The organism is Streptomyces sp. NPDC048258, assembly GCF_043201995.1.
GTDB lineage: Bacteria > Actinomycetota > Actinomycetes > Streptomycetales > Streptomycetaceae > Streptomyces.
Genome location: NZ_JBICZH010000044.1, coordinates 1 through 25,077 on the forward strand (window position 1 = coordinate 1; position 25,077 = coordinate 25,077).

The 25,077-nt window shown below is 69.8% G+C and carries 23 protein-coding genes and 7 pseudogenes; 13 read left to right on the plus strand and 17 right to left on the minus strand.

Annotated elements, in window-relative coordinates; all coding sequences use genetic code 11:
• Positions 1-231 precede the first annotated feature (231 nt).
• The 3 genes and pseudogenes from ACGFYQ_RS40850 to ACGFYQ_RS40860 all read left to right on the plus strand — a co-directional run bounded on the left by ACGFYQ_RS40850 (position 232) and on the right by ACGFYQ_RS40860 (position 2,615).
• Entirely contained in the window at positions 232-759 is a 528-nt protein-coding gene (locus tag ACGFYQ_RS40850) for a GNAT family N-acetyltransferase (protein WP_072489715.1), read from the plus strand.
• A 90-nt stretch (positions 760-849) separates the two neighbouring features.
• Positions 850-2,064: pseudogene (locus ACGFYQ_RS40855) on the plus strand (IS1380 family transposase); the annotation flags it as partial.
• Positions 2,065-2,135: 71 nt separating this feature from the next.
• Entirely contained in the window at positions 2,136-2,615 is a 480-nt protein-coding gene (locus ACGFYQ_RS40860) for a hypothetical protein (RefSeq protein ID WP_393752272.1), read from the plus strand.
• Between the two features lie 11 nt (positions 2,616-2,626).
• Here the strand turns inward: ACGFYQ_RS40860 and ACGFYQ_RS40865 are convergent, their stop codons facing one another.
• The 3 genes from ACGFYQ_RS40865 to ACGFYQ_RS40875 all read right to left on the minus strand — a co-directional run bounded on the left by ACGFYQ_RS40865 (position 2,627) and on the right by ACGFYQ_RS40875 (position 5,931).
• The gene (locus ACGFYQ_RS40865) at positions 2,627-3,142 is read right to left on the minus strand and encodes a GNAT family N-acetyltransferase (RefSeq protein WP_393752274.1); all 516 of its coding nucleotides are present in this window, start codon (positions 3,140-3,142) and stop codon (positions 2,627-2,629) included.
• 340 nt (positions 3,143-3,482) lie between these two features.
• Positions 3,483-4,442, minus strand: coding sequence for a hypothetical protein (locus ACGFYQ_RS40870; protein WP_393752276.1), 960 nt, complete (start codon positions 4,440-4,442; stop codon positions 3,483-3,485).
• A gap of 361 nt (positions 4,443-4,803) precedes the next feature.
• Positions 4,804-5,931: an alpha/beta hydrolase family protein gene (locus ACGFYQ_RS40875; protein ID WP_393752278.1), complete on the minus strand. Its 1,128-nt coding sequence runs from the start codon at positions 5,929-5,931 to the stop codon at positions 4,804-4,806.
• Between ACGFYQ_RS40875 and ACGFYQ_RS40880 the strand changes: the two genes are divergently transcribed.
• Positions 5,918-6,178, plus strand: a complete 261-nt coding sequence (locus ACGFYQ_RS40880; RefSeq protein ID WP_393752280.1) for a hypothetical protein — start codon at positions 5,918-5,920, stop codon at positions 6,176-6,178. The two genes, ACGFYQ_RS40875 and ACGFYQ_RS40880, sit on opposite strands and share 14 nt — an antisense overlap.
• A 190-nt stretch (positions 6,179-6,368) precedes the next feature.
• On the opposite strand, the gene ACGFYQ_RS40885 is transcribed toward ACGFYQ_RS40880, so the two are convergent.
• Both ACGFYQ_RS40885 and ACGFYQ_RS40890 read right to left on the minus strand, forming a co-directional pair.
• The gene (locus tag ACGFYQ_RS40885; protein ID WP_393752282.1) at positions 6,369-6,512 is read right to left on the minus strand and encodes a hypothetical protein; all 144 of its coding nucleotides are present in this window, start codon (positions 6,510-6,512) and stop codon (positions 6,369-6,371) included.
• A gap of 685 nt (positions 6,513-7,197) precedes the next feature.
• Positions 7,198-8,541, minus strand: a complete 1,344-nt coding sequence (locus ACGFYQ_RS40890) for a lipase family protein (protein WP_393752284.1) — start codon at positions 8,539-8,541, stop codon at positions 7,198-7,200.
• Positions 8,542-8,785: 244 nt separating this feature from the next.
• On the opposite strand from ACGFYQ_RS40890, the gene ACGFYQ_RS40895 reads away from it, so the two are divergent.
• The 3 genes from ACGFYQ_RS40895 (at position 8,786) to ACGFYQ_RS40905 (ending at position 11,751) form a co-directional block, all read left to right on the plus strand.
• A complete protein-coding gene (locus tag ACGFYQ_RS40895) occupies positions 8,786-10,060 on the plus strand; it encodes a PucR family transcriptional regulator (protein ID WP_393752286.1) in 1,275 nt (424 codons plus the stop codon).
• 508 nt (positions 10,061-10,568) lie between these two features.
• Entirely contained in the window at positions 10,569-11,174 is a 606-nt protein-coding gene (locus ACGFYQ_RS40900; protein WP_393752288.1) for a hypothetical protein, read from the plus strand.
• Positions 11,175-11,544: 370 nt separating this feature from the next.
• A complete protein-coding gene (locus tag ACGFYQ_RS40905; RefSeq protein WP_393752290.1) occupies positions 11,545-11,751 on the plus strand; it encodes a hypothetical protein in 207 nt (68 codons plus the stop codon).
• Positions 11,752-11,842: 91 nt separating this feature from the next.
• Here ACGFYQ_RS40905 and pyrF read toward each other — a convergent pair whose 3' ends face one another.
• The 6 genes and pseudogenes from pyrF to ACGFYQ_RS40935 form a co-directional block, all read right to left on the minus strand.
• On the minus strand, positions 11,843-12,544 hold the full coding sequence (gene pyrF, locus ACGFYQ_RS40910) for an orotidine-5'-phosphate decarboxylase (protein ID WP_393752292.1): 702 nt from the start codon (positions 12,542-12,544) through the stop codon (positions 11,843-11,845).
• Positions 12,545-12,654: 110 nt separating this feature from the next.
• Positions 12,655-12,861: a hypothetical protein gene (locus ACGFYQ_RS40915; protein WP_393752294.1), complete on the minus strand. Its 207-nt coding sequence runs from the start codon at positions 12,859-12,861 to the stop codon at positions 12,655-12,657.
• A 404-nt stretch (positions 12,862-13,265) separates the two neighbouring features.
• Complete coding sequence (locus ACGFYQ_RS40920; RefSeq protein ID WP_393752296.1) at positions 13,266-13,541, minus strand: hypothetical protein; 276 nt, start codon at positions 13,539-13,541, stop codon at positions 13,266-13,268.
• A 189-nt stretch (positions 13,542-13,730) separates the two neighbouring features.
• Positions 13,731-14,174: a hypothetical protein gene (locus ACGFYQ_RS40925; protein WP_393752298.1), complete on the minus strand. Its 444-nt coding sequence runs from the start codon at positions 14,172-14,174 to the stop codon at positions 13,731-13,733.
• Between the two features lie 4 nt (positions 14,175-14,178).
• Positions 14,179-14,583: a hypothetical protein gene (locus ACGFYQ_RS40930; protein ID WP_393752300.1), complete on the minus strand. Its 405-nt coding sequence runs from the start codon at positions 14,581-14,583 to the stop codon at positions 14,179-14,181.
• A pseudogene (locus ACGFYQ_RS40935) lies at positions 14,567-14,730 on the minus strand (transposase); the annotation flags it as partial. The gene ACGFYQ_RS40930 and the pseudogene ACGFYQ_RS40935, both read right to left, overlap by 17 nt.
• A gap of 921 nt (positions 14,731-15,651) precedes the next feature.
• On the opposite strand from ACGFYQ_RS40935, the gene ACGFYQ_RS40940 reads away from it, so the two are divergent.
• From ACGFYQ_RS40940 to ACGFYQ_RS40955, 4 genes and pseudogenes are all read left to right on the plus strand, one after another.
• On the plus strand, positions 15,652-17,400 hold the full coding sequence (locus ACGFYQ_RS40940; protein WP_393752302.1) for a LuxR C-terminal-related transcriptional regulator: 1,749 nt from the start codon (positions 15,652-15,654) through the stop codon (positions 17,398-17,400).
• A gap of 150 nt (positions 17,401-17,550) precedes the next feature.
• On the plus strand, positions 17,551-18,933 hold the full coding sequence (locus tag ACGFYQ_RS40945) for an FAD-binding oxidoreductase (RefSeq protein ID WP_393752304.1): 1,383 nt from the start codon (positions 17,551-17,553) through the stop codon (positions 18,931-18,933).
• 317 nt (positions 18,934-19,250) lie between these two features.
• Positions 19,251-19,373, plus strand: a pseudogene (locus ACGFYQ_RS40950) (hypothetical protein); the annotation flags it as partial.
• Between the two features lie 33 nt (positions 19,374-19,406).
• Positions 19,407-19,790 (plus strand): DUF2599 domain-containing protein, encoded by a 384-nt coding sequence (locus ACGFYQ_RS40955; protein WP_393752306.1) that lies wholly within the window; start codon positions 19,407-19,409, stop codon positions 19,788-19,790.
• A gap of 74 nt (positions 19,791-19,864) precedes the next feature.
• On the opposite strand, the gene ACGFYQ_RS40960 is transcribed toward ACGFYQ_RS40955, so the two are convergent.
• From ACGFYQ_RS40960 to ACGFYQ_RS40975, 4 genes and pseudogenes are all read right to left on the minus strand, one after another.
• A complete protein-coding gene (locus tag ACGFYQ_RS40960) occupies positions 19,865-20,248 on the minus strand; it encodes a hypothetical protein (protein WP_393752308.1) in 384 nt (127 codons plus the stop codon).
• Positions 20,249-20,505: 257 nt separating this feature from the next.
• Complete coding sequence (locus ACGFYQ_RS40965) at positions 20,506-21,108, minus strand: hypothetical protein (protein ID WP_393752310.1); 603 nt, start codon at positions 21,106-21,108, stop codon at positions 20,506-20,508.
• Between the two features lie 268 nt (positions 21,109-21,376).
• Positions 21,377-21,661: pseudogene (locus tag ACGFYQ_RS40970) on the minus strand (transposase); the annotation flags it as partial.
• Between the two features lie 390 nt (positions 21,662-22,051).
• Positions 22,052-22,192 carry a hypothetical protein gene (locus tag ACGFYQ_RS40975; protein ID WP_393752312.1) on the minus strand — a complete coding sequence of 47 codons (141 nt, stop codon included), beginning with the start codon at positions 22,190-22,192 and terminating at the stop codon, positions 22,052-22,054.
• 1,027 nt (positions 22,193-23,219) lie between these two features.
• Between ACGFYQ_RS40975 and ACGFYQ_RS40980 the strand changes: the two genes are divergently transcribed.
• The gene (locus ACGFYQ_RS40980; protein WP_393752314.1) at positions 23,220-23,624 is read left to right on the plus strand and encodes a hypothetical protein; all 405 of its coding nucleotides are present in this window, start codon (positions 23,220-23,222) and stop codon (positions 23,622-23,624) included.
• A 195-nt stretch (positions 23,625-23,819) separates the two neighbouring features.
• Here the strand turns inward: ACGFYQ_RS40980 and ACGFYQ_RS40985 are convergent.
• Together ACGFYQ_RS40985 and ACGFYQ_RS40990 are read right to left on the minus strand one after the other, a co-directional pair.
• Positions 23,820-24,016, minus strand: a pseudogene (locus ACGFYQ_RS40985) (transposase); the annotation flags it as partial.
• 99 nt (positions 24,017-24,115) lie between these two features.
• Positions 24,116-24,401: pseudogene (locus tag ACGFYQ_RS40990) on the minus strand (transposase family protein); the annotation flags it as partial.
• Between the two features lie 246 nt (positions 24,402-24,647).
• On the opposite strand from ACGFYQ_RS40990, the pseudogene ACGFYQ_RS40995 reads away from it, so the two are divergent.
• Positions 24,648-24,995: pseudogene (locus ACGFYQ_RS40995) on the plus strand (transposase); the annotation flags it as partial.
• Positions 24,996-25,077: the final 82 nt, after the last annotated feature.

Below are 25,077 nucleotides of genomic sequence, written 5' to 3' on the forward strand. Positions count from 1 at the left end.
GAGATGAGGCCGGAAGCGGGGAGGAAATACGAACGTGCCTTCTGAGCTGGGACGATGAACCTTGTCGAGGGGTTCTGTCGGTCCAAGCGGAAGGCACTTTCTGCGTGCAGGGTATCGAGAACACGAGCCGCGCGATCGACTCGATCCTCCGGCGGACGTAGGGTGCGGCGGCGCGGGCACCCTCGCATAGGCTGGCCGTCTCATCCGACACACTGCGACGAGGATCAGCCCATGCGCAGCAGCACCAGGATCCGCCTGATCGAGCCCACCGACGCCGCCCCGATCGCCGCGCATCGGGTGCGGGACTTCGAGGCTTTCCGGCCGTGGGAACCGGCCCAGCCGGCCGACTTCTTCACCCCGGAGGGCCAGGCGGAGCGGATCGACAGCCTGCTGGCCGGATACCGGGCCGGCGCGGTCTGGCCGGGCGTGGTGCTCGCCGACGACCAGGTGATCGGGCAGGTCACCGTCGGAGGCATCCTGCCGCAGCCGCACCTGCGCCGCGGCTCCGTCGGATACTGGATCGCCAGCGTCGCCCAGAATCAAGGGCACGCCGGGCACGCCGTCGGGCTTGTACTCCGGGTGATGACGGACGAACTCGGGTTGCACCGCGCCGAGGCGTCCACCAATCTGGAGAATCTGCCGTCGCAGCGGGTGCTGCGCCGCAACGGGTTCAGCCCGTACGGCGTCGCGCACTCCTCGATCTTTCTCGACGGGAGCTGGCGGGACGGGCTGCTGTGGGAGCGGGTCCTCGGCGACTGACCTCGCGGCTTCGGTTGAGATGAGGCCGGAAGCGGGGAGGAAATACGAACGTGCCTTCTGAGCTGGGACGATGAACCTTGTCGAGGGGTTCTGTCGGTCCAAGCGGAAGGCCCTTTCTGCGTGCAGGGTATCGGTTCTCGTCCCAAGCTCCACGTCTCCACTGACGGTTCGGGGGTGGTCGGGCACGCGGGCGCACGTTTGCTGGCGGATCTTGCCGATGCCACCGGTCTGACCACCGCCTACTCCACTGCGCTCAGGCCGCTGCGACCGCGTGGCACCGGGCACGAACCAGGTCGGACCGCCACCGATCTCGCGGTGATGCTCGCCGACGGCGGTGAGGCGATAGCGGATCTGGCAGTGCTGCGGGACCAGGGCGAGGTATTCGGACCGGTCGCCTCCACGCCCACCGCCTGGCGGTTGCTCGCCGACACCGACGGGGCAGTACTCGCTTCGCTGCGAGCGGCCCGCGCCTCAGCCCGGGAAGTCGCCTGGATGCAGGCCGCCGAGACCGGCCAGGGCATACCCGCCGTCCAGGCCGGCGGACGAGAACTTCCCGGCCTGGTCCTGGACCTCGACGCCACGCTGATCACCTCCCACTCGGAAAAGGAACAGGCCGCGCCCACTTGCAAAGGCGGCTTCGGCTTTCATCCGCTGCTGTGTTTCCTCGCGAACACCGGCGAGGCCATGTCTGGCCGACTGCGGCCCGGCAACTCCGGAGCCAACACCGCCGCCGATCACATCGCGGTGCTGGACGACGCCCTCGCACAGATCCCCGACGCTCACCGGTACGGCACCCAGATCCTGGTCCGCGCCTACAGCGCCGGATCCGCGAAAGCCTTCCTCACCCACATCCGGACCTTGCGCGAGCACGGGTTGAACCTGCGGTTCTCGGTCGGATACGCGGTCACCGAGCCAGTCCGTCGTGCAATCCGCTCACTGCCCGAAGCTCTCTGGCATCCCGCCTTGGAGCAGAACGGGACACTGCGAGACGGCGCCGAGGTCGCCGAACTGACCGGCATGGTCGACCTCGCCGGTTACCCGGTCGGCACCCGCATCACCGTGCGGCGCGAACGACCGCACCCCGGCGCCCAACTGTCCCTGTTCGACCACGACGAGGGCCTGCGGCACCAGGCATTCCTTACCGATACCCCTTACTCCGGCGGCGGCTCCGCACAGTTCCTTGAGGTCCGCCACCGCGGACACGCCACCGTCGAGGACCACATCCGGTGCGGCAAGAACACTGGCTTCGGCCGCTTCCCCTCCCGCCATTTCGACGTCAACGCCACCTGGCTTGAACTCAGCCTCAGGCGATCGATCTCCCGTAGCGGGCGGGGCTGACAGTCCCGTTGCTCCGGGACCTCGGGATCCCCCTGGACGTGCGGCTCGGACGGGGCCGGGCCATGGAGCCGCCGGCGAGCAGGCTGCCGATGTCGCTCAGCGTCGGCGCGCGGCTGTTGCAGCAGGCCGGCTGGACCGGTCCGGTGCGTGCCTACGAGGTGGACGACGCCCGCAATTGGCCCACGAACGGCGAGGACGGCCTCCACCTGGCGGGGTGGGCGGACCGCGTCGGGCTGCTGGTGATGGGAAACGGTCCGACCCGCGCCGACGCCGACGGATCCCGGCGCCCCGACCCGCGAGCCGAGGAGGTCGACGCAGGCATCGCCGCCGCGCTGGCCAGCGGTGATGTGGACGGATTCTTCCCGAACCTGGACGCGGCCCTCGCCCGTGAACTGGGGGTGTCGGGCCGATCGCCCTGGCAGCTGCTGGACGGGGCCGACTGGGACCTGACCACCCACCGCCTCCTGTACGCCGAGACCGTGGACGGCGTCAGCTGCTTCGTGGCGACGTGGTCCTAGCGCCAGCGCCCTCAGGCGGAGCCGAAGGGCTCCGGATGTGCGAACTCACCGCGGAGGGACACGTCGTAGGCGGCCAGGGTGCGGACCTGGAAGAAGTCGCCCCAGGCGGGTTCCTCACCGATGATCCCGACGTCGGTACTCGGGCGGAAGCCGAAACGGCCGTAGAAGCCGGGGTCGCCGAGGACGACCACCGCGGCGGCATCGAGGGCGTCGGCGGCGGCGAGCGAGGCGTGGACGAGCGCCGTTCCCGTACCGCGGCGCCGCCGGTCGGGGAGGACACCGAGCAGGCTGATGTTCGGGACGGCGACGGCCCCGATGCGCCCCCACGTGCACACGGCTTGACCGACGATCGCCCCGTCCCGGTCCTCAGCCACCAGCGAGAGTGCCGGGATCCAGTCGGCGCCGAGGCGCAGCGCGTCGCGCAGACGAAGCTCTGCCGGCTCCTCCTCATGCGGCTTGAAGGAGGAGGCGACGGTCAGCGCGCGGACAGTAGAACGGTCGGAAGGGACTTCACGTCTGATGAGCATCGGCGCATTCTGCCCGAAGCCCGGCGCGGCCGCCTCCACCAACCGGTGGTCGGCAAGAAGCAGGAAGCAGGAAGCAGGAAGCAGGAGGTAGCCCGACACCAGCGCACTTCCATGCACCCGTCACACCATGCGCCTTGCCCGCTACCCTGCAGGCCATCTAAAGCGCCCGCCCGGGCCAACTAGAGCGCTCAGGGGTCAGGTAAGACGCTCAGTCATACCAACTGTGACTTGGTGCCGCTGCTGGCCAGTCTGGCCAGCAGCGGCACTCAACGTTCCGCACGCCTTCGGCGACCCGTGTCGTCGTGATACCAGGTCGCCACCACCCCGTACAAGCCGAGCGTTATGGCACGGTCAGTACCCACCACTGCCGCAGCGTGCGGAGAGTACGCAGGAAGACGTGCGGACCGCGGCAGACGGGGCGGGCGTAGCGTCTGACGGGGTCGCCGTTCGGGAAGACGAGGCCCTGGCGGCCGGTTACGGCAGCTCCGTCGTCCGTCAGTCTCAGATGGTGGACGGAGTCCACCCGGGCTGCGGTGTCGATGCCCCGCTCGTCCCCGCCGAGCAGGAGCAGCCGGTCACCGTGGATCGCAAGGCCGAACGGGTCCGAGACCGGCAGGACTCGGATACGGAGTCTCCCGCTGGGCCCCGTTTCGACGAGGGGTGCGCCGGGCCAGTACATGGCGTGGACCGTGGAGTCGGAGACGTTGATGGTGCTGACCTCCGCCACGTGGTGGTAGGGCTCCGGGGGGCGCAGGGCCCCTGCGTGGTTGCCCCTGTTGTCCCAGCGGACCAGGCCGCCCGCGCTGACGCGGTCACCGCTGTATATCCCTTCGTCGGCGTACCCGGTCCAGAAGCCGGCCCGGCGGTCTGCGACCAGGTGCTTGAGGTGGGTTCCCAGCGGGAACCGCCGCCGAGAGCGGCCGTCCGGGCCGAAGATCTGGCCGGAGGGTACGTTCGGCCCCCCGTTGCTGGAGAGGACGAACCCGCCGCCCGGGAGGGCGTCGAAGGCGTCCGGGGCAACGGCCACCCCGTGCAGGGTTCGCTCCCGGACCTCACCCCGGTCGCTGATGACGACGAGGGCGTCGAAGGGCAGGTTCACGGGCGCCGGGACGCCCCGGCCGGCCCACCTGTAGGGGAAACGGACATCGGGGCAGATCAGCCAGAGGGCCCGGCCCCATGGATCGATCGTGGAGGCCAGTACCTTCCGTTCGTCGTACTGCCGAGGCAACAGTGCGTAGGGACGCAGTGCCACCTTCGTCAAAAAGATCACCTCGCGGGCGAAGGAATGCAACGCCTCCATGATCACACGGCCGCTCCGGGCTCAGCTTTCCAGGGCGACCGGGCTGGGCGACGCCGCGGCCGGGCCAACGCCGGATATGCAGAGTGTCCCGAGGTGCGGCCGGTGCTGACCTGGCCGCGCTGCGCCGCCGGGCTGCGGCCCAGCAGTGGGTGGAGGCGGCGTGAGCAGTGGCTGACACGGTCAGCGGCAAGGGCTCGGGCGCGACAGCATGGCGGCGTAAGCGCTCCAGCCGGCTTCTTGCGCCAGTGCCCTACGTTCCGATTGGGCTCATCACTCCAGACGGGCAGCACCTCCATGGGAGGAATACCGCTCGGAGGTCACGGCCTTCGAACTCCGCAAGAATCTCGCCGTGTCGCCTGCGTCAGTTGCCGGGGAGCTCATCCTGCAGCCAGTCGAAGACGAGGTCACAGTGCTGCTGCGGGGCCATCGGAGAGCAGTGCAGCTGGGCGCCGGTGGTCGCATCGAACTTCCCCAGGTACCTGGAGGCACCCGTCAGCTTGTCGAACATCTGGCGCGTCTGGCCGGGATAGAACTGCTCGTACTCGTAGTCGAAGAGCAGCGTGGGCACCTTGATGCGGCCGACGACGTTCGTGATGTCCATCGATTCGATGAGTTTGGCGGGGGTCCAGAAGTCGGTGAACATCTTGCCCTTGCGGGCGTCGAGCATCGCCGGCAGGGAGAAGGGCTCCATGCGCTTCTTGATCGTCGCGGCTGCGTCCGGGAGCAGCCCGGGGACGATCTCCTTGTTCCAGATGGTGTTCGTCTTCTCCTTGTCCGGGGTGACGATCTTCCGGAGTTCCGGAGGGAAGGCGAGCCATGGCGACAAGCAGCCGGGCATCGCCACCAGAGCGGCGATCCTGTTCTCGAAGGCCGCGGCCCGGGGCGCCAGGTTCCCGCCCATGCTCAGCCCGGTCAAGGCGATCCTGTCCGTGTCCATGTCCGAGCGGGCGACCAGCCAGTCGACGAGCGGCGTCACGACGGATTCCCAACGCGGTGTGAAGACCACCTGGTCGTCGAAGAGCAACTGCCCCTGGCCCGGCCCGTCGTACACCAGGGCGTTCCAGCCGCGCGCCAGAGCGGTCGGGACGCCGTAGGTCCACATGTCGACGTTCTGCCCGTCGCTGCCGTTCGTGAGGATCACGGTGGGGCGCCGCTCACCCGAGGTGTCCGGTCGGAAGAACCACACCGGCAGCGGCGTCTTCCCGTACGGGACCTTAGCCGTCACCGGCGCCGGCTCACACAGTCCGCAGAACTTGTCCCAGGCGCCGCGCCCAGCCCTGTACAGCTGCTGCTCCTTGCCCGGGTCGTCGGAGCCCAGGACGAAGAACAGCGCCTGGCCGTAGTACTGCGCGGCCCGCAGGGCACGGAAGCGCGTGGTCTGCCGGTCGTGCGTGAAGCCCTGGGGCGACCCCAAGAGCTGATCGCCGAGTCTCCTGAAGGTATCGGTGTACGTCTGGGCCGAGAGACCGGCCTTGTTGATCGCGTTCACGGCGGTGAGCACCTCGCCCACCTCGGCGGCACGGAATGCGGACGCGCCGAGCGCCAAGCTCGCGCACATCGGCCTGCCTCTGATCACTCCACCGGAAACCGCGACGGGAGTTTGGGGCTGCGAGTGGGTGGTCACCTACACCGCCGATGCTTGTTTGTTCCTTCATCACCACGAGCGCGTTTTGGCTGAGCATCGCGCCGTAGTCATCGTCATCGTCTGCCACGCGCAGCCTGAATCCCGCGACTGAGCAGCTCACCGCAAACTCCGGACTTGCCGCGTCTCTCCAGTCTTGCGCCATTCCGGTGGAGTTGGGGATGAAGGAGGTAACCGTGGCGTCAGTGTAATCGTCGCCGCCCGCATATCCGGCAGTTGGATGACTGATCAGAACGTTGCCCGTGTGGATGCGAAGTTGGTGGATCCAGCGCACTCCGCAGTCGCTACCCCGCAGCCACAACCTTGCCGGCCGTGACCTGAGGAGGGTTGGGGAGCAGTGAGGCGAGGTTGTCCCGTACGAAGTCCGCCGCCCTCTTGACCGACTCTTCGGCCCCGGCCAGGTCTTCGAAGACGCTGGTAGAGACCATCACTCCATCCTCGGCGTCAACCCAGTAGTAAGCCACGAAACCGGGGACTTGGCGCAGGAGAGGCACGAACCCCTGGTCCACCCGGCGTCCCGCTTCGGCAGGGTCAGTCACCCCTTCGTAACGCCGAATTACTGCGTACATAACTGATCTCCTCATGGATCCCAAGGGCACCTTGCGTGAAACGACCTACCCCCACAGCACGTCTCCCGCTCGGGGGGCGTCCGGAAGTGACCCGTATAGGCGCATGGCGATCCAAACCGCGGCATCTGCTGTGCCAGGGCTCGGCGAACCGGGGCTTCACGGAACTCCGGTCAGAGCCCGAATTTTCCCCGGGGCTGCTCTTCGTTCCCCAGGTGGTTGCTCTCGGCGATGGGGGTCGGGGCGCCCGCTCGCGGAGTGCGCGGGCCGTGCCGAGCGATCGAGGGCGCCTTCGGCAGCGCTGCGCGCTGGGCTTCGCCCACCCTGGACAGCTCGACCCGCACCTGGACCTGGCCGGCTATCGGCCGGCCCTCAGCTGTGACGCCCGACTGCTGGTCAGCGCCTCAGGGTGGGGAGTTCCGGCGAGCAGCTCCGTCCCACTCCCGTGCCTTACCACTGCTCTCACTACGGGCGATAGCGGACCTGGTCTGGTGCTCGTGCGAGGACCTGCCGCGCGGGTACGGCGCGGCAGGACCTCGTACGAAAGTCAGGACAGCGACGCGGGCTCCTCCGGGTCCAGTGAGTTGCCTGCGGGGATGCGGCCGCAGTCGGACGGGGCCGTCCGGCCGGCGAAGCGGTCACCCAGCCAGCCCAGCGCGACGGGCGCCCAGACGACGGGCGCGCCTGTGTGGCTGAGCAGCTCGTACTGGCTGTACCTGACGGCGGTGCCGCCGGTGGCGCAGTACTGCCGGGCGAGCGCCCGCACGTCTCCGGCGACCATGACACCGTCGCCCGTGCCGACTCCCGGGTGGTTGCCGAAGGTTCCTTCCAAGATGCCCGCGTTGCCCTGGGCGATGAATCCGGGGACGGACGGGGTGCCGGCGGAGCCGAGGTTGAGCTTGTTCACCGCCTCCAGGAAAGCGGGAATCGAGTTGGGGTTGGCGTACTCCGGCTTCGCCATCTTCTTCCAGGTCAGCCCGGGGTAATGCCCGAGGGCGTCAACAATGGAGCCGTGCTCCAGCTCCTTGTACACCTCCAGGCCGTAGCCGTTGAGATAGGACTTGAGGTCGATGCCGTAGGAGCGGGAGACCCCGATGACCGACATGGGAATGACACCCGACCACGCCAGTGAGCCGTCCACGTACTTCAGGTTGTGTGCCGGGTCCACGAGCAGGCCGCCCTCGGCGTACCCGACCAGCTTGCGGTTGACGTCCGGCGCGTAGCTCGGCGCGAGCGCGGCCGCCCAGTTGGTCGCGATGGCACCGCCGGAGTAGCCCATGAGGCCGAAGGCGGTGGAGGAACTCAGGCCGGTCTGTTCCGACTTGGTCGCGGCGCGGATCGAGTCCAGCGTGTTCGTCCCGTACTCCGGCCCCGCGGCGAAGTTCGCTCGCTGTCCCTCGGTGTCCGGGATGACGACGTCGTAGCCCTGCGTCAGCAGTGGTGCCAGGAAGAGGGCCTCGACGTTCGGGATGAGGCCGCCCAGGGTGACGTCGCCGGCGATCGCCCGGGACGGCCCGTCTTCCGGGCTGAGCGAGTCGTAGAACGACTGGTAGGACACCGCCTTGCTGCGGTCACCCGTGGGGCTGCGCACCACCGTGGTCACGTTCGCAGCGGGGCGGCCCTGGGCGTCGGTGGTGCGGTAGAGCAGTTGGACTGCCTTGAGCGGCGTGGGAATGCCTACGAGGTGGTACTGCAGCGCCCGGGTCTTCAGCACTGTGCCCGGCTCGAACGCGGACAGGGGCTCGCTGCCGCCATAGGCGTAGAACGGGTCGCTCGCCGTTGCCGTCGCTGCTGCCGGTGTGGACTCGGCGGCGGTGGCCGCCGGCGCGGCGGTCATGGCCGCCGCGGTGGCGACGGCGACGGAGATCAGGCGAACGGTTGCCTTGGTCATGCGTTCCTCGATTCCTGGGTGGGGGGCTGACGCGCCGGCACGAGGTCCCGTACATCGGCGCGTCAGGCCGGGGCGGGCGGCCCCCGGCAGGCAATTGCGGTGAACGATGCGGCCGCGGTCCGCCACATCTGGCCATTCACCGGCCAGTCGTGTTACCAACCAGTAGGTGATGTCCCGGAAACATCATGGGGCCGGTATGCGGCCGCGGCTCCGGGGCGGGGAACAGAGATGTGCGAGGTGGATTGTGACCGGATCCAACGCGGTGGAACGGGACCCGGTGCCGCAGTTCGGCGGCGTGCCGGTCCACAAGCGGCTCCAGGACGCCGCCGGGGCGCTGGAGCGTGCGGTGATGGTCCGGCTCGTCGAGCGGCTGCCCGTCTACGGAACGCTGCCGGCGGAACACCTGGGCGGCGACATCGCCAAGCAGGTGACCCTCGGCATCCGGAGCTTCGCCGCGGTCCTGTGCACCGGCGAACTGCCGGGGCAGGCTGAGGCGGCGGCGATCCGCGAGTCCTCGGCCCGGCGTGCCGACGAGGGTGTGCCGCTGGAGGCCGTGGTCGGTGCCTATCACCTGGGTGCGGAGGAGTGCGCCGCCCAGGTCTTCTCGGCGGCCGAACCGGGTGACCTGGGCGACGTGCTGCTGGTCCAGCGCCAACTGCTCGCGTATCTGCGGCTGGTGAGCTGCGAGGTCGCAGCCGGGTACGTACAGGAGCGGCAGACGGCGCTCAGTGACGAGCAGGTCGCCCTGCAGTCGCTGCTGTCCCGGCTGCTGGAGGGTGGCAGCCCGCAGTTCGCGGCCGACCGCGCCGGCATCCGTCTGCCGCCCTGCTACCTGGTGTTGAGCATCTCAGTGGGACCGCACCCGGACGAGCTGGTGCCGGGCGTGAACCATTCGGTCGCGGCGCGCCGCAAACTCCGGCGGCTGCGCAATGAACTGCAGCGCCAGACGACGGGAGTGCCGCTGTCCGTGCTCTCCGGCGACGGCGGGCTGGTACTGATCCCGTATGAGACGCCGGCCGCCGACTTCGGCCGTGCGGACCGGGACCGGCTCTCCCGGCTGGTCGAACAGCTCGGCCGGATGTGCGGCGCCGAGCTGGTGGCTGCGGCGGCAGCCGCAGCACCGGAAGGTGTCGCGGAGGCTGCCCGGCTGGCCGGCGAGGTACGCGAGGTGGCGGAGGCGTCCGGCCGAGGGCCCGGACTGTACCTGCTCGACGATGTTCTGCTCGAGTACCAGCTGAGCCGCCCCGGCCCGGCCAGGGAAGGGCTCGCTGCGCTGCTCGACCCGCTGGATGCGCGCCCGGAGCTGCTCGTCACGTTGCGCGCGTTCCTCGCGTGCAGCCTCGACCGGCGCCGGGCTGCCGCCCGGCTCCAGGTCCACCCGAACACGGTTGACTACCGCCTGCGCAAGGCGACCGAGTTCACCGGACTGGACGCTGCCCGCGGCGCCGATGCGCTGACGCTGCGCGCCGCACTGGCCGCCCACGACGCCGTACGGCAGGGCAAGCCCGACGTAAGCTGACACCGCCCGGCTTCGCCGGGGTCGGACGACCGGCCGTACGCGCCGTCTCCCCCGCCGACGGGCCCGACGCCCGGTCAGCGGTTGTTGGGGAAAGCGGCGCGCACAGCGGAGCCGCGGGTGATGAAGGCGACGCGGATGACAGGCAGCATGCCTCGGCGTTGCACCGGCCGAGCAGCAGGTGTTCGCGGCCGACTCGATGGTGGCCTCCACTACCGCGACCGGCACGGCGTGAGCCGCGCCTTCCGGACTGAGGTCCTGAAGCACACACCGGGTGACGACCTGGCGCCGGCGTTCGGGAAGACGTGCGGCGTGCAGGCGTCGGCGGCGGCCGGGTGGCCGCCGGGGCGGTGTGACCGTGGCGGTGCCGTCGGCATGGGGAGACGCCCGGTGGGGGCGGGCGGCGTACGGTCGGGCGATGGTCCGTGGCTTGCCGTCACGGCTGTCGTGCCTCACCCGGTCGCAGACCGACCGGTCTCGTCCGTTGATGTCGCCGGAACAGGAGCACCCGATGCGCCTCTACGCCCAGACCCGAGCTCGTCGTTACCGGCAGGTGCTGGCCGATCTGATGGCCGTGGTCCTGGTGGTGGCCGCGGTGAGGTTCGCGCTGGCCGCCCACGACAGGATCATGCTACTGGCCGAGCCGGGGCGGGAGTTGGAGGACGCGAGTGGCAGCCTTGCGTCCGGCCTCGGCGATGCGGGGGACGCTGCGTCGAACGTACCGCTGATCGGGAGCGTCCTGGAGAAGCCGCTGCAATCCGCTGCCGAGGCCGGCAACAGGCTTTCGGATGCCGGGCAGTCGATGCAGGACTTGGTGGGCCGGGTAGCCGACCTGACGGCGTTCGCCCTGATCGTCTTCTCCGTGGCGTTCGTTCTGGCGCTCTGGCTTCCCCCGCGCGTGCGCTGGATCCGGCGCAGTGCCCGGATCCGCGGGCTGCTCGAGGCTCCAGGCTGCGCCGATCTCCTGGCCCTGCGGGCGCTGACCGGGCCGGTGAAGGACCTGGCCGCGGTCCCGGTGCCGCCGGGGGGTCTCGCCGATGCGTGGCGGCGGGGGGACGAGCAGGCCATCGGTGACCTGTCCCGGGTGGCGCTCAGGCGGGCCGGTCTGAGCGCCTGAGGGCGACGGACCTGGACGTCCCGCGTGTCCAGCCCCTCCTTGAAGTACCGCTGCTGTTCGGCGCTGGCGGCAGGAGGCTCCACTGGTCCTGAGCGACGTCGCCCGCGGAGATTTACTGCTTGCTTGTCCTTGAGGTGGCCCACATCTGGCTGAAGAACGCGCGGGTCACCGCCGGCACTGCCGTGGAGCACGAGCAACGCCGCGCCGAGGCCACCCCGTCCAGTCCTCGGCCGACGCATGGTTGCCCCATCTGGCCCGTGGAACAGCTCGTCTTCACCTCACTCGCCAGCGCCTTGGACGAGAGCGTCAAACTCCCCGCCAAACCGGAGGCAGCCGTGCGGGGGGTGAAGATCACGGAAGACCGTGAACGGTGCCGTCGGGCCGGCTCGACGACACGGTCGGCTTCGAGACGAAGGCCGTCAAGGTCCTGGAGGGTGTCGCCCACCTGGTCAGCAAGCTGTCGAGCGACCAGCGGAGCGAATTGATCGACCTGCTCGGGACGATGGCCGAAGCCGAGTCCGACCCCGCGCGGCGGGAGTTCTTGGATGGGTTCCCGGAAGGCTTCGTGGCTCCTTGATGAAGTGGTCTGACCTGAGGGGCATCCGCTGGGGCGGCCGGCCGCTCTCGTCGGCAGCGGCCTGACCATCCAGTCCGGTGATCGTTTCTGCTCACAGCTCCAGGTTGGCGCGGACGAGCCGGAATGCGGCCGCCGGGTCCGCGGCACGGGTGACCGTCCGGCCCAAGACAACATGTGACGCACCAGCGGCAACGGCAGCACGCGGTGTGCCGGGCCTGGCGTGCTCACCTGGGGACTCACCAGGAAGCGCAACTCCCGGCGTGACGATCAGGGTGCTGGCCCCAAGCACACCACGCAGTGGCCCGGCTTCCTGCGGCGACGCGATCACACCATGGCAACCAGCGCCTTCCGCCAGCCGGGCCAGCCGCAACACCTGCTCCTCGGTCGAGGTTGAGCCGGTGACGCCGATGTCAGCTAGATCGGAGCTCGTCATGCTGGTGACGACGGTCAAGGCCAGCACGCGAAGGCTCGGAAAGTCGCGGGCCGCGGCGACAGCGGCGGACATGATGCCGGTGCCGCCCATACTGTGGACGGTCACCATGGAGACACCCAGAGCGCCAGCGGCGCGGACCGCGCCGGCCACAGAGTTCGGGATCTCGAAGAGCTTCAGGTCCAGGAAGACCTCCTTGCCCTTGGCAACGAGGTGCTCGATCAGGTCCGGCCCGGCCGCCGTGAGCAGCTCCATCCCGACCTTGTAAAAGCGACACTCCTCACCAAGCCGGTCGACGACTTCGTCAGCCGCTCGGCGATTGTCAAAATCCAAAGCAACGATGATCCGACTGGTTGGCTCCACGGCGTCATTGTCACCCACGCGGCGCTGGAGGCATCAGCGGCCTGCGCCGCGGCCGACCGCCTCACCAGCAACCCTGACCGCCAGCCCTGGGAACCTGTGCGATCACAGCACTAGAGGGCGACGGGATACTCCAACCGCGCCTTCGCGCTCATGGCGGAGGTGAGCTCAGCCCCCTGGGCATCGGGGCCGGGTGTGGGCGCGGCGATGGCGACAGAGGGTGTGGCGACCGCTGCTTCGGGTGCGGGCACAGCGACAGGGGAGGCGATTGCGGCGGCGATGGCGAGGACAGCGGTGGCGCGCAGGGTCCACTTCAGCACGGTGAGGCTCCGATCTCGGCGTGTGATGGCATGCGCCTTGATCGTCGCCACCTATCCGGTATCCGGGCATCGTCCGAAGGTCGCGACCGTATCCCCCGCACGGGGGAGGCGGCCGCCGCGGGCGCCTTCCGTCCTCGTGAACATCGACCCTGGGAAGATCGGACCGCCTCCCAAACTCGGGTTCTGGCACACATTCCGTGAACGATCTTGCTGGCTCTCCGCCAGCCGGACGTACGCACCACGTGAGCTGCGCGGATTGGATGTCACGAGAGGGCTGGTGGAGCCCGAGCCAAGATCGTTCACGGAATGTGTGCCAGAACCCGCTACTCGCGTACAAAGTCATGTGACAGCGAAGTTTGTGCGAATGCCATCGAATCTTGAGCACCGCACTCACTGGCGCCGCACTACACATGCCGGACGACCTGATAGATCGTGTGGGAGACGGGTGCCGGATGCGGGGCGCTGTTCCAGCCGATCTCCTCGGCACGCTTCTCGATCGCCTCTCGCGCGGCCTGAGCTGCGGCTTCGTCCTCGAAGAAGGCGATCGACAGTCCGTTGCCAGTGACAGGATCGACGAGGTGATACGCGCCATGGAAACCGGACACGGTGGCGGCGGCATCCAGCACCCAGTCCCGGTCGTCAGTCGGCATCGGCTCCCATACGGCCACCCTCGCGATCACCGCCGCCTCCTCGTTCGTCGGACCCTCCAGAATGAAACAGCTTCGGTGACACCTCTGGCCAACGACGCGCCGAGGGCGACATCGCGGCCGCTGCTCGGCGAGCGCGGACCACGCCGGACGTCTGTTAGTGGGCCAGTTGAAATCCCCCATGGGCGGCCAGTTGACGGGGATCCAACTGGCCGCAGACGGTCACTCTGTGGTGACACTCATTGGGCAGGCGGGACGCGTCCGAAGCCAGTACGAGCGGGCAGCGATGGTCAGGGCGATGCCGTAAACGGCGAAGGCGACCATCCCGATCCAGCCGACCAGCAGAGCGTCGCCCGAGGAGTGGAAGTCGCCGCGCCGTATCGTCACCACGCCGGCCGTGGCCAGGGCCAGGTATCCGACCCCCACAACGCCGTACGGGGCGAGCGTGGCAGCGCCGAGCAGAGCCGGGGCGAGCGGGAGCCAGCGCGGCACCCGTCGGCCGCGCAGGAACAGCGTCCAGCGCGGGAAGACCTGCCCCCACGGGCGGACCAGGCCCCAAAGCAGGAAAACGCCGAGCACGGCCAGCAGCGCGGTGGGGTCCAGGCCCCAGGACTCCAGCGTGAGGAAGATCCCCGAGGCGCCGTTCCGCTCCGAGACCGCGAGCATCTCCTCACCGGTGATCCCCGCGAACGCCCGCCGCGCCGGAAGCCCAGACCAGCTTCATCGCCGCGTACGGGACAAAGGCCAGCGTCCCTGCCCAGGCGGCGAGTTGGAGGCGCTGCGGTGCGGTGGACGGCGCTCGTAGAGCAGTACCAGCGGGCAGGCGGTCGGACCGGGCCGTGGCCGCGAGCAGGATCGCCCCGGCCGCCGCGAGGGCCTTGTTCGCAGCGGAGGCCCGGCTGTCCACTCCCTGACCGAGCATCAGCGTGATCACATCCATCAGCAGGCTGAACGCGGTGATCCCTGCCAGCCCGCAAACCACCCGGAGCAGCACCCGCAACGGTGGCAGCAGCCCGTACAGCACCACCGCTCCGCTGACCAACGTCCCCAGCGCACCGGGCGTCGTATCCCGCATCGAAGATCACCAGGATGTCGCGGTCCCCGGCTTCCACTGGCCGCCAGCGACTCGATCCTCAACCACGCGGCGGACCTGGACGGCGGTGACCTCGGCGACGTCGTCCTCAGGTCCGAGCTGAACCGCGTCCAGCAGCTGGCACCAGGATCATGCTGGCGAGCTTGCCGCAGGGGTCTGACAGTCCTGTCTGCCGGGCTGAACGTCAGCGGTTCTGGCCTACTTTCCGTGGAGGGCTGACTGACCGTAATGTCATGTGCCCGCGACGCTGGCCGGTATGACCAGCAGGGAGGGGCGACGGACGCCCGAGTGCCAAAATTGAGGGATTTTGGAGCGCGAGAGGGCTCGCAGAACGCCTCCTGGGGCCCGACGGATTTTCGCGTGACAGCGTGAACCCTGCCCGCAGCGATCGCGCTCTGTCTCTTGCGGGATCGGGGTCGGCGCGCTCTGCGTGGTGGGGAGCAGCCTGGATGTGCGCGCCGAGGGACGTCCGGATGGGGCAGACCTACCGCTGCGAGGTGCCGTTCGCGCTGACGCTCCGGGCGGTGCCGGCCGTAGCGATGGGCCCTCGCGGTGAGCCCTGAGCTGGCTGCGCGGCGCCCAATCCCCCCTGCAGGTTGTGGACGTCCATGCGTAGACCCAGAGAGCGGAGGGCCTGCGCGTGGCCGCCTCCACTCTCGTTACGGTCGGGCTCACCGACAACCAAGCCCAGGCCGTCGGCCTGTCCGACCACGGGTATCAGGTCGCGGGCATGCTCCTCGATATCGAAGGGGAGCCGGTGGAGCTTCCCCCAGGCCCTCTCGCTCACCGCCCCGATCCGCTGGCTGCGCCCGACGGATACGCCGGCCTCCGCCGGCCACCACGACGTCTCCGTCCGCGGCTGATCCCCTGCGGGGGCCGGTTCGGCTTCCCCGAATGGGTGGCGCCCCCCGCGCCCCCTCCCGCGGCCTCGTCCTGGTCCCCATGGGCCCCGAGCCCGTGACCCGCACCTTGTACGTCGCCACCCGGATCCGGCTCCAGGACGCTCCTGTCCGCGATGCGGCCCCCTGCGCCGCTCCTATGCTGGTGAGCGTGGGCAGTCAGCCACGGGCGACGGCGCAGCCGAAAGCGGCCGCGCACACCGTCCGACAGGCACGGGACGCGATCGCCCGGGAAGCGTGGGGCGAGGCGTACGTACTGCTCGACGGCCTGGATCCCGGGCTGCTGGGCCCCGACGACCTCGCCGCGCTCGCCGACGCCGCCTGGTGGACCGGCCGGGTCGAGGAGTCGCTCACGGCGCGGGCCGGCGCGTACGCCGGCTACACCGCCGCGGGCGCCCCCCGCCGGGCCGGATACTGCGCCTGGATGCTCTACTACGAGCACCGGCTCGCCGGACGGACCGGGTCGGCCGCAGGCTGGCTGCGCCGGGCACGCGAACAGCTCCGCGGCGCACCCGAGTGCGCCGAACAGTGCTTCCTGGCCTGGGTCGAGGCGCAGGAGGCCCAGGAGCGCGGCGCCTTCGAGGAGGCGACGGCCTCCGCCCGGCGGATGGCCGCCGTCGCCCGGCGGTGCGGGAGCACCGACCTGTACGCGATGAGCATCCACGCACAGGCCGCCGTCCTGCTCGCCCAGGGCCGGGTCGCCGACGGCCTCGCGCTGCTCGACGAGGCCATGTGCGCCGCCGCGGCCGGCGAGCTCAGCTCCTTCTACACCGGGTGGATCTACTGCCTGGGCCTGCAGCAGTGCATGGCCTGCGCCGACTTCGCGCGGGCCGCCGAGTGGACCGACGCGGCCATGGCCTGGTGCGCCTCCATGCCCCGCGAGAACAATTTCCGCGGTCTGTGCCGGGTCCGCCGGGTGGAGGTGCTGGAGCTGCGCGGCGCCTGGCCGCAGGCGCTCGACGAGGCCGAGCTGACCTGCATGGAGCTGCTGCCGAACGAGCCCCGGATCGCCGCCGAGGCCTGTTACCTGACCGCCGAGATCCATCGGCGGTGCGGCGCGTACCCCGAGGCGGAGGCGGCCTACGGCCGGGCGCACGAACTCGGCCGCGACCCACAGCCCGGCCTGGCCCTGCTCCGGCTGGCCCAGGGCAGGGCGGAAGCCGCAGCCTCCGCCCTGTGGCTGCCCACGGCCGCAGCCGGCGCGACCGGTGCCGTCGGCACCACCGGGGCAGGCGAGGCGGCCGAGGACGCCGGGGACCCCGGGGACGGCCGCCCGCTCGAACGGTGCCGGCTGCTCGCCGCCCGCACCGAGACGGCCCTCGCCCTCAGCCGGCTCGACGAGGCCCGCACGGCGGCGCAGGAGCTAGCCCGCCTCGCCGACTCCTGGCAGCGGCGGCGCGCGTCCGCCACCACCCCCCTGCACGCGAGCGCCGCGGCCGCGGAAGGCACGGTGGCCTTCGCCGAGGGCGACCTCCCGACAGCGCTGGCCCTGCTGCGCCGGGCGCTGGGGCTCTGGCTGGAGCTGGTGGTCCCGTACGAGGCCGGCCAGGTCAGGATGACCCTGGCCGCTGCCTACCGGGCGGCGGGTGACCTGGACGGGGCCCGGATGGAGCTGCGGGCCGCACGGACGGCCTTCGAAGGGCTCGGCGCCGTACCCGACGCGCGGCGGGCGGCCGCCCTCCTCGACGCGATGGCGGAGCGCGGCTCCGGGGAGCTGACCTTGCGGGAGACGGAGGTGCTGCGCCTGGTTGCGCGGGGCGGGACCAACCGGTCCATCGCCGCCGAGCTGGTGATCAGCGAGCACACGGTGGCCCGCCACCTGAACAACATCTACGCCAAGCTGGACGTCTCCTCCCGGGCCGCCGCCACCGCGTACGCGTACACGCACGGCCTGGTCTGAGCGCACGCCGCGGACCCCGGCCGGCGGGACATGGGCCGTTCGACCCATGCCCCACCTGCCGGAATGGGCAGTTCCGGCGATGCGCGGCCACCGGCGCGGCGCCTACAACGGAAGCAGGACTCCCTGAACGACCGAAGGCAGGTGGCAGCCATGACCACCACTGGCACCGGCGCCCCACCGGTGGAGCGACTGCGCGAGACCGTCCACGGCGACGTCGCGGCACCCGGGGACCCCGGCTACGACGAGGCCCGCAAGGTCTACAACGCCGTGCACGACAAGCACCCGGCGGTCGTCGTCAGCGCCGCCGACGCGGGGGACGTGATCGAAACGGTCGGCTTCGCCCGCGAGGAGGGCCTGACCCTCGCCGTGCGCGGCGGCGGCCACGGCGTCGCGGGCCCCGGCACCTGCGACAACGGCGTCGTCCTGGACCTCGGGCGGATGCGGGGAATCCGGGTCGACCCGCAGACCCGTACCGCCCGCGCCCAGGGCGGCTGCACCTGGGCCGACGTCAACCACGCCACCCACACCTTCGGCCTGGCCACCACCGGCGGGATGGTTTCCACCACCGGCATCGGCGGCCTCACCACCGGCGGGGGCATGGGCTACCTGGCCCGGGGCTGCGGCCTGGCCTGCGACAACCTGCTCTCGGCCGACGTCGTCACCGCCGACGGCGGCTTCCGTACCTGCACCGAGGACCGCGAGGCGGACCTGCTGTGGGCGCTGCGCGGCGGAGGCGGCAACTTCGGCGTGGTCACCTCCTTTGAGTACCGGCTGCACCCCGCGGGTGACATCCTCGGCGGGCCGACCTTCTACCCCCTCGACGGCGACGTGATCCGCCGCTACCGGCAGCTGATCGCCGACTCGGCGGAGGAGCTCGGCGCGGTCCTCGCGGTGGGGCTCGGCCCGCCCGTCCCGTTCCTGCCCGAGCGCTGGCACGGGCGGCCGGTGTGCGGGGTGATCCTGTGCTGGACCGGCCCCGAGGACCAGGACGACCGGGTGCGGGCGATGCTCGCGGAGCTCGGCCCGGTGCTGGGGCAGCACGTGGGCCGGATTCCGTACCCCGTGATCAACACGCTCTTCGACGAGCTGGTGCCGCCGGGCCTGTTCCACTACTGGAAGGGAACGTTCAGCGAGGACCTGCCGGACGGCGTGATCGACGCCCACGTCGAGTTCGGGGCAGCCACCCCGTCCATACAGAGCGTCACCATCGTCTTCCCCATCGACGGCGCGTGCGGGCGCGTCGGCCGTACGGACACGGCGTTCTCCTACCGGGACGCCCGGTTCTCGACCGCGCTCAGCCTCACCATGACCAACCGGGAGGACATGGAGGCCCAGAAGGACTGGATCCGCGGCTACTACGCGGCGCTGGAGCCGTACTCGTCCGACGGCGGCGGCTACGTGAACTTCATGGACGGCGACGACCAGGGCAAGGTACACGCCAACTACCGTGAGAATTCGGGCCGGTTGCGCGAACTCAAGCGCCGCTACGACCCGGGCAACCTGTTCCGGCTCAACCACAACATCGCGCCGTGAGGCGTCCGCAGGACCGTGGCAGACGGCGTACGACCGCATGCGGGTGGCGGCCGCGGGCGGGTGGCGGCCGCGGGCGGGTGGCGGCGCCGTGCCAGGCCGCCTTTTAGGCGATCTCGCGGTTCAGCTCGCCGAACCCGGCGTCCCGGCGTCCAAGATCGCGTGGTTGAGGCCGGCTTCTGCAGACATGACCCGCGGAGGACGGGCCGGCTTCACGGGTCAGATGACGCTGTACGGAAACGAGCCCAGGCGCTGGGTGAAGAACGTGAGGAGAACAGCTGACGGGCCTGCCCCTTGCATCGTGTCGCTCGTAGCATCGTCTGTTCCGGCCTGCCCCTCTTGGGCGGGCCGGCCGGTTCGGCTACCCGACCAGCGACGAGGAGCCCAGCCCGGCCCTGAACGGGGTTGTCCAGTCGTTCTCCTGGAACGGCAACCTGTTCTGGTCCGCGGGACTGGGCGACGGCAAGGGCGTGTGCATGGGTGAGTGCGTCGGCTATCAGGCGCTGTCGTCGTCGGAGTGGGTGAAGAAGACCTGGATCGCGCGGGCGCTGGAGAACGGCGACGTGGACGTGCACGTGTTCCCCACCGACCTCGGGTTCGAAAAGGCGAAGAACGACTACAACAAGCTGTGGGATCAGGCATTCGGCACGGTCCCGTACCCGAAGGGGATGACCGACGCCCAGGGGTCATCCATGTACACGCAGCTCGCCTGCCACGCCAGGTACGTGTTCAAGCTCCCCAACGGTGAGTGGAACACGCACGAGTCGTGGGACATGGAGTCATGGCGGCCGGATGTGTCGTGGGACTACGGCATGAACCCGGCCACGTGGCTGATCCACAAGTGCAACTGGAGGAACTGACCACCCCCTCGGTCCTCGCGGCGGCACGGTGCAGGACGTGCACGGCCGACGCCGTCTTTGCCCTCCCCGTCCTGTTACAGCCCGTCGAACGCCACGAAGTAGGCAGGCCACCGAACGGCCAGGGTGGGGGCGCTGCGGCCGCTGGCGGCGGTCCGGCGCCGCAACGCCTCAAACGACAGCCGGCCCGCCTCGGCATCCCAGACCAGCAGCTCACCGTCCGGGACCAGGCCGTGCGGAAGCTGCTCGGCGACCGCCACCAGATCGGGGAACCGGTCCTGAATCAGCGACCCGCGCCGGGTCTGCAACAGCACCCGGCCGCCCGGCCCGGCGGGGGTGAGCAGCAGCGTCCGGTGCCCGTCGAACTGCTGCTCAAAAGCCAGCGGACCCAACACGCCGGGGCCCGGCACCGACTCCGCAGCCTGCGCCGGCATCGGCTCCACCGGCGGTCTCAGCGCCACCCCGGGACCTCCCTCAGGGCTTCGCTCCCCTGCCCAGCCTGACCGCTCCGCATAGGCACGGCCCCATGGACACGCCCAGACGGCGGGTGTGACTTAGCCCGGTACTTGGCGGGGTTCGCCAGGTACCGCGCTCGTGCCATGAATTCGGCTGCTCAGTGCTGAGAGGTGGGGCCTGGTTCGGATGTGGACGCGGGCGACCGTGCCCGGCAGATCAGGGAGCTGCGGGCTCCGGGTAGATGCGGAGGAGAGCCTGGGCGTTACCGCACCTGGCCGGCGAGAGCCTTCGCCAGGGCGCTGACGCGCGCGCTGTCCTGCGCACCCGGGCTGTCTCCTATCGCGACGACCAGGAACGCGTCACCCTCACCGTCGAGCTTCAGCCGTACGGCGGCGAGGTTCCCGCTCGCGGTCACGACCGGCTTGCCGGCTCCGGCCTCGCCGGCCTGCATCAGGTAGGCGCTCAGGGCTTCGAAGTCCATCCCCGCCTGCTGCTGGATCGCTGGGGCGAGCGGGTTGATCGCCTGCCGGTCTCGCGTCGCAACGGTGTGCACCACGAGGTCCTCCTGGCCGATGAGGAAATCGCAGCTCACCAGGGCGCCGGGGTTCTGCGCCAGCGCGTCCTCGGGCCGGGCCCGCTTCCCGCCTTCGGCGGTAGCGACGGGTTCGTCACCGCCGTCCGCGTGCCCCGGCCGGGCTTCCCCCTCCAGGCCGGCGGCCTTCGCTGCATTGGCGATGTCGTAGGGGAGCGGGCAGGTATCCGCCCCCTTGGCCCCCATGGAGTCCGCGGTCTCGGTAAGCCCGCTCAGGCTCAGCGGTGTCGCGCTGCCGCTCTGACAACCGGCCAGCAGGGCTGCGGCTGTCACGGCGGCGATCGTCGATCCGTACCGACGGTGTGTCACGTGCGTCCCCAGCTTCGTCCAGCCTGTTCCCTGTGTGCCCTCCGATCATAGGCATGGCATGCACACGCCCCGGTGAGACCTCCACGCGCAGGCGCAGCGCGCTTCGAATCCACGACAGCCGCACGACCTGCCGCCCGTACCCTCCTCGCACCTTCGACCATCGCTGCACCGAAAGGCCCACAGCTCAGGGTCTCCATCGCTGCCCGGCCCGACATCTACCGCGCCAGGACACGGCGTCGAGGTCGTAGCGGCGGGCGGTGAGGATCTTCAGGTCCACCGCGATCTCGTCCCACTCCTGCAGAGGCTGCAGGTCCCGGCGTATCCGTGCCTGATCGGGGATGACGTAGGCGTCCTTCGCATCAGTCTTGCCGTCTCCGCGGTAGCCACGGCAAGCGTGGTGGACGGTTCGGCCAGGAATGCAGAGCAGCCACTGACCATGGCCGGTCAGGAGAGCGATCAGCAGAGCGCCGCCGCCGGCGTTCAGGTCGACAGCCCAGGTCACCGGGCTGTCCCCGCCCAGAGCTCGGGCACCCGAGCCTTCCTCGTCGATCGGTTGGCTGGTCCCTGCAGACGACAACGCCGGCGTGTCCTTACGAAGCGATCTCTGTTCGCTTATCCCAATGAGCGGCCGTGTCGTCGCGGGGCACTGGGCGGCCAATCAGTCAAAGCCACAGCATGAGCGCCGTCCAGCCACACCCAGGCCCTGGGTCTCCCGATCGCACGAAGGACCGGAAACAACCCGCCAACAAGGTGAGGAGCGCGCTACCTGGCCCGGATGGACAACTTCGATGCCCAGATTCCGGTCGCCCTCACCGCGCTGCGGTCTTTCCGGCCCCGGGCAGGGTCGGCAGCTGGTATCCCGGTGCCCGTTCCGCAGCAGCACGGACCCACCAGGCGCGGGGTGGCCTCAGTCGTCGCTTCCGGCACCGCGATCGGGTGCGCTCATGTCCCCCGTCGCGGGAGTGCCGGCGGCGAGCCCGTAACGCAGGTACACGGTGCCCTTCGGGCTGGCTACCGGGGGTGCGAGGAGCGTGACGTTGGTGGGCACCGCGCCATCGTCGAACACCTTCTTCCCGACGCCGAGCACGATCGGGTGCAGCCAGAGGTCGAGACGGTCGAAGAGCTTCTCTTGCGGTCATGCGGCGCTCACCGCGATGGGGATTTGGCCAGCAGGGCGTACCGCAGGACGAGAGCGGCGAAGAAGGGGTGTATGTGCCGGCGACGTCGGAGATTCCTTCGTCTCGCGGCTGAAGCTCAGGGAACCGCTCCAGCTGGCGAACGCGATCAGAGGCGTCGGACAGAGGGCGGTCGGCGTACCAGAGGTCGCGTACGGACTCCACGAAGAAGTCCATGTCCGCTTCCCGGCCTGCTTCGCCGGCTTGCAGCCCCAAGAACAGCGGCACCATGCGCTCGGCGCAGGCGGCTACGTACAGACGGACCGTCTCGCCGCCCTCACCCCGCAGTGTGGCTGCGACCGCCTCCTCTACCAGCGTCCTCACGGCCACCCCTCCCCTGTAAGCCACCCGTGAGGCGCCATACTCGCAGGCCACAGCACCACTCCGACGTCTGCCCCTCCGGTGCAGGGCTCACGATGCACGCTCAGCGATCGATCTCGTGAACGGGAGCGTAGTGCGGGATGACCCCCATCACCGCCTGATCTGCCCCGCTGCCATCGAGGACTGGTCACCTGAAGCCGATACGAACCCGGGAGACGGCTTCCACTGGCGTATGTAGGCAGCCAGAGATTCTTCCTGTGCGGCCCGGTTTCCTTCCTCGTGCTCTCGCGGCCCGGCCAAGGCCGCCGTTCCAGCTGGGTGGCGGGCGTCGCAGCGTGCCAAACGCCTGGCCCTGGGCCGCCTCCAGTACGAACCCTGGCCAACTAGTAGGGCCTGGTCAGGTGCGGCCTGCGTCTGTGTGTCCTGGTGCGTCGAGCGCGTTGGCGCTCGACGAACTGTTCACCTGCGGCGTCCCCGAACGTCCGGCCTGGCTGTTCCTCTTACGATGGTCGGAATCGACAGAGGAGCAGCGTGGATCTCAGACCGCCGGTACCGGCGCGGAGACTTGGACCGCATGCGTTGACCGAGGACGGGATTGCGGCGTTGCTGGCCCGTTACGAGTTCGGCGACTCCTGCGTCCGCCGGGTCATGCTTGATCAGGAATTCGGTCCACAGGCGCGGGGGCGAGTCGTCAGGCTCGTGATCGATGCCCGGGTGGTGGACGAGGGCCTTCGCTGGGAGCCCGTGTGCCTGGACCTGTTCGGAGTGGAGCGATTCCGGATCGACGAGAGCGGTGGCTTCGCCTGGGTACTCTACGATCCCCCGCAGTTCACCCGCTTCGACGGGGTGTTGCAGGTGGACCTGTGCGCCGAACGCTTCGGCAACCTGCACCCGAGGAACGCGCAGGAAGCCTTCGAGGGCTCCGAGTTGGTGTTCGCTGCGGCCGGCGGCAGTTGGAGTGCCCTCCAGCCCTGGGGATCATGAGGCACGGACGATCCTGTAGAGGCTCAGGCCAGCGCCGTGTCTTTAGGGGCTATGGCCAGCCGTTGCAGGGTGCAGAAGGCGGTCCGGGCCGTGGGCGGCCTGGCGGACCTCGCGGCCGGCGGGCCGGATCCGCATGGTCACAAGCCGCGAGTACATCCGCTTGAAGCCGCTGCGGCCGGTGCCGGGCCGGGCCGCTTCGCCGGGCTGGGCCGCCATCGGCTCCACCGACTTACGTTTGCCATCGGTCAGCAACCCGCGCAGGTAGACCTGGCCCCACCAACGCTGATCGTTCCTCGCGAACGGCTCGAAACCTCCGCCGCGAAATCCTCCAGATCACACCGCACCGCGGCCAAGTCCTCAGGCGTCACCCGATCAACGACACAGCCAATCATCTGAACACGCCACCAGAAACTGAACCTGCCCAAGCCCTACTAAAGGGTGTTGCAGAAGCTCCGTCTCGGGCAGGCCGGAGTGGTGCTTGACCTGCTGTTTCACCCTGCCAGGGCGAGGTTGTGCAGGGTGGCGACGGCCTGGACGCCGTGGTGGAGACCGTCTCCTTTCTGACGGCAGTCGCGGAGGATCTTCCATTTCTTCATGCGGGCGAAGGTGTGCTCGACGCGGGCACGGACGCGGCGGTGTTTCGGCGTTGTCCTCTTCCTGACCGCGCAGGAGGGGCCGTCCGGCCCCTCTGCGGTGCGGGACGATCAGCCCGGTGCCCGGGTAGGCACCGTCCGCGATGACCGTCGTCCCGGCCGCCGCGGCCGGCAGGTCCGACTCCCGCCAGACGTGGCGTACTGCCGCTGCACCACTGCTGGAGTCGTCGGGGGCAGCGGTCGAACTGCTCGCGGTGCGCGACGTTTAGTGATCCTCCGCCGAGCGCGCAGCCCTGCAGCGCGCCAGCGACGAGGCGTGGGCCACTGTCGAACGGTCCTGGAGCGACGACGACGATCCGTTCAGCGACTCCCGCCGCCAGCTACTGGCGGTGTACACCGCGCTCGTCCACGTCGGGGCCCACGGTGACGAGGACGTCCCCTGGCCTTCACGATCACGGGTGGCAACGTCAACGACTGCACCCAGTTCGAGTCGGTCATGGCCCGCATCCGCATCAAACGGTGCGGGCCCGGCCGGCCACGAACCCGCCCGGTCCGCGTGGTCGGCGACAAGGGCTACTCGTACCGCAAGACCCTCGCCTACCTGCGCAGACGCGGCGTCGCCTGCACCATCCCCGAACGCGTCGACCAGATCAGCGGACGCCGACGACGCGGCGAGAGCCCGTGCCGCTTCGACCGCGAGATCTACAGGCTCCGCAACCTCGTCGAACGCTGCTTCAACAAGCTCAAGCAGAACAAGGCCCTTGCCACCCGATACGACTGTGAGGATGTTGGGGTGCCCTTCGGCGGTGGCCTGACTCGCGATACGACTGGCCCTGGTGCCTTGAGTTTGATCTGTCGGC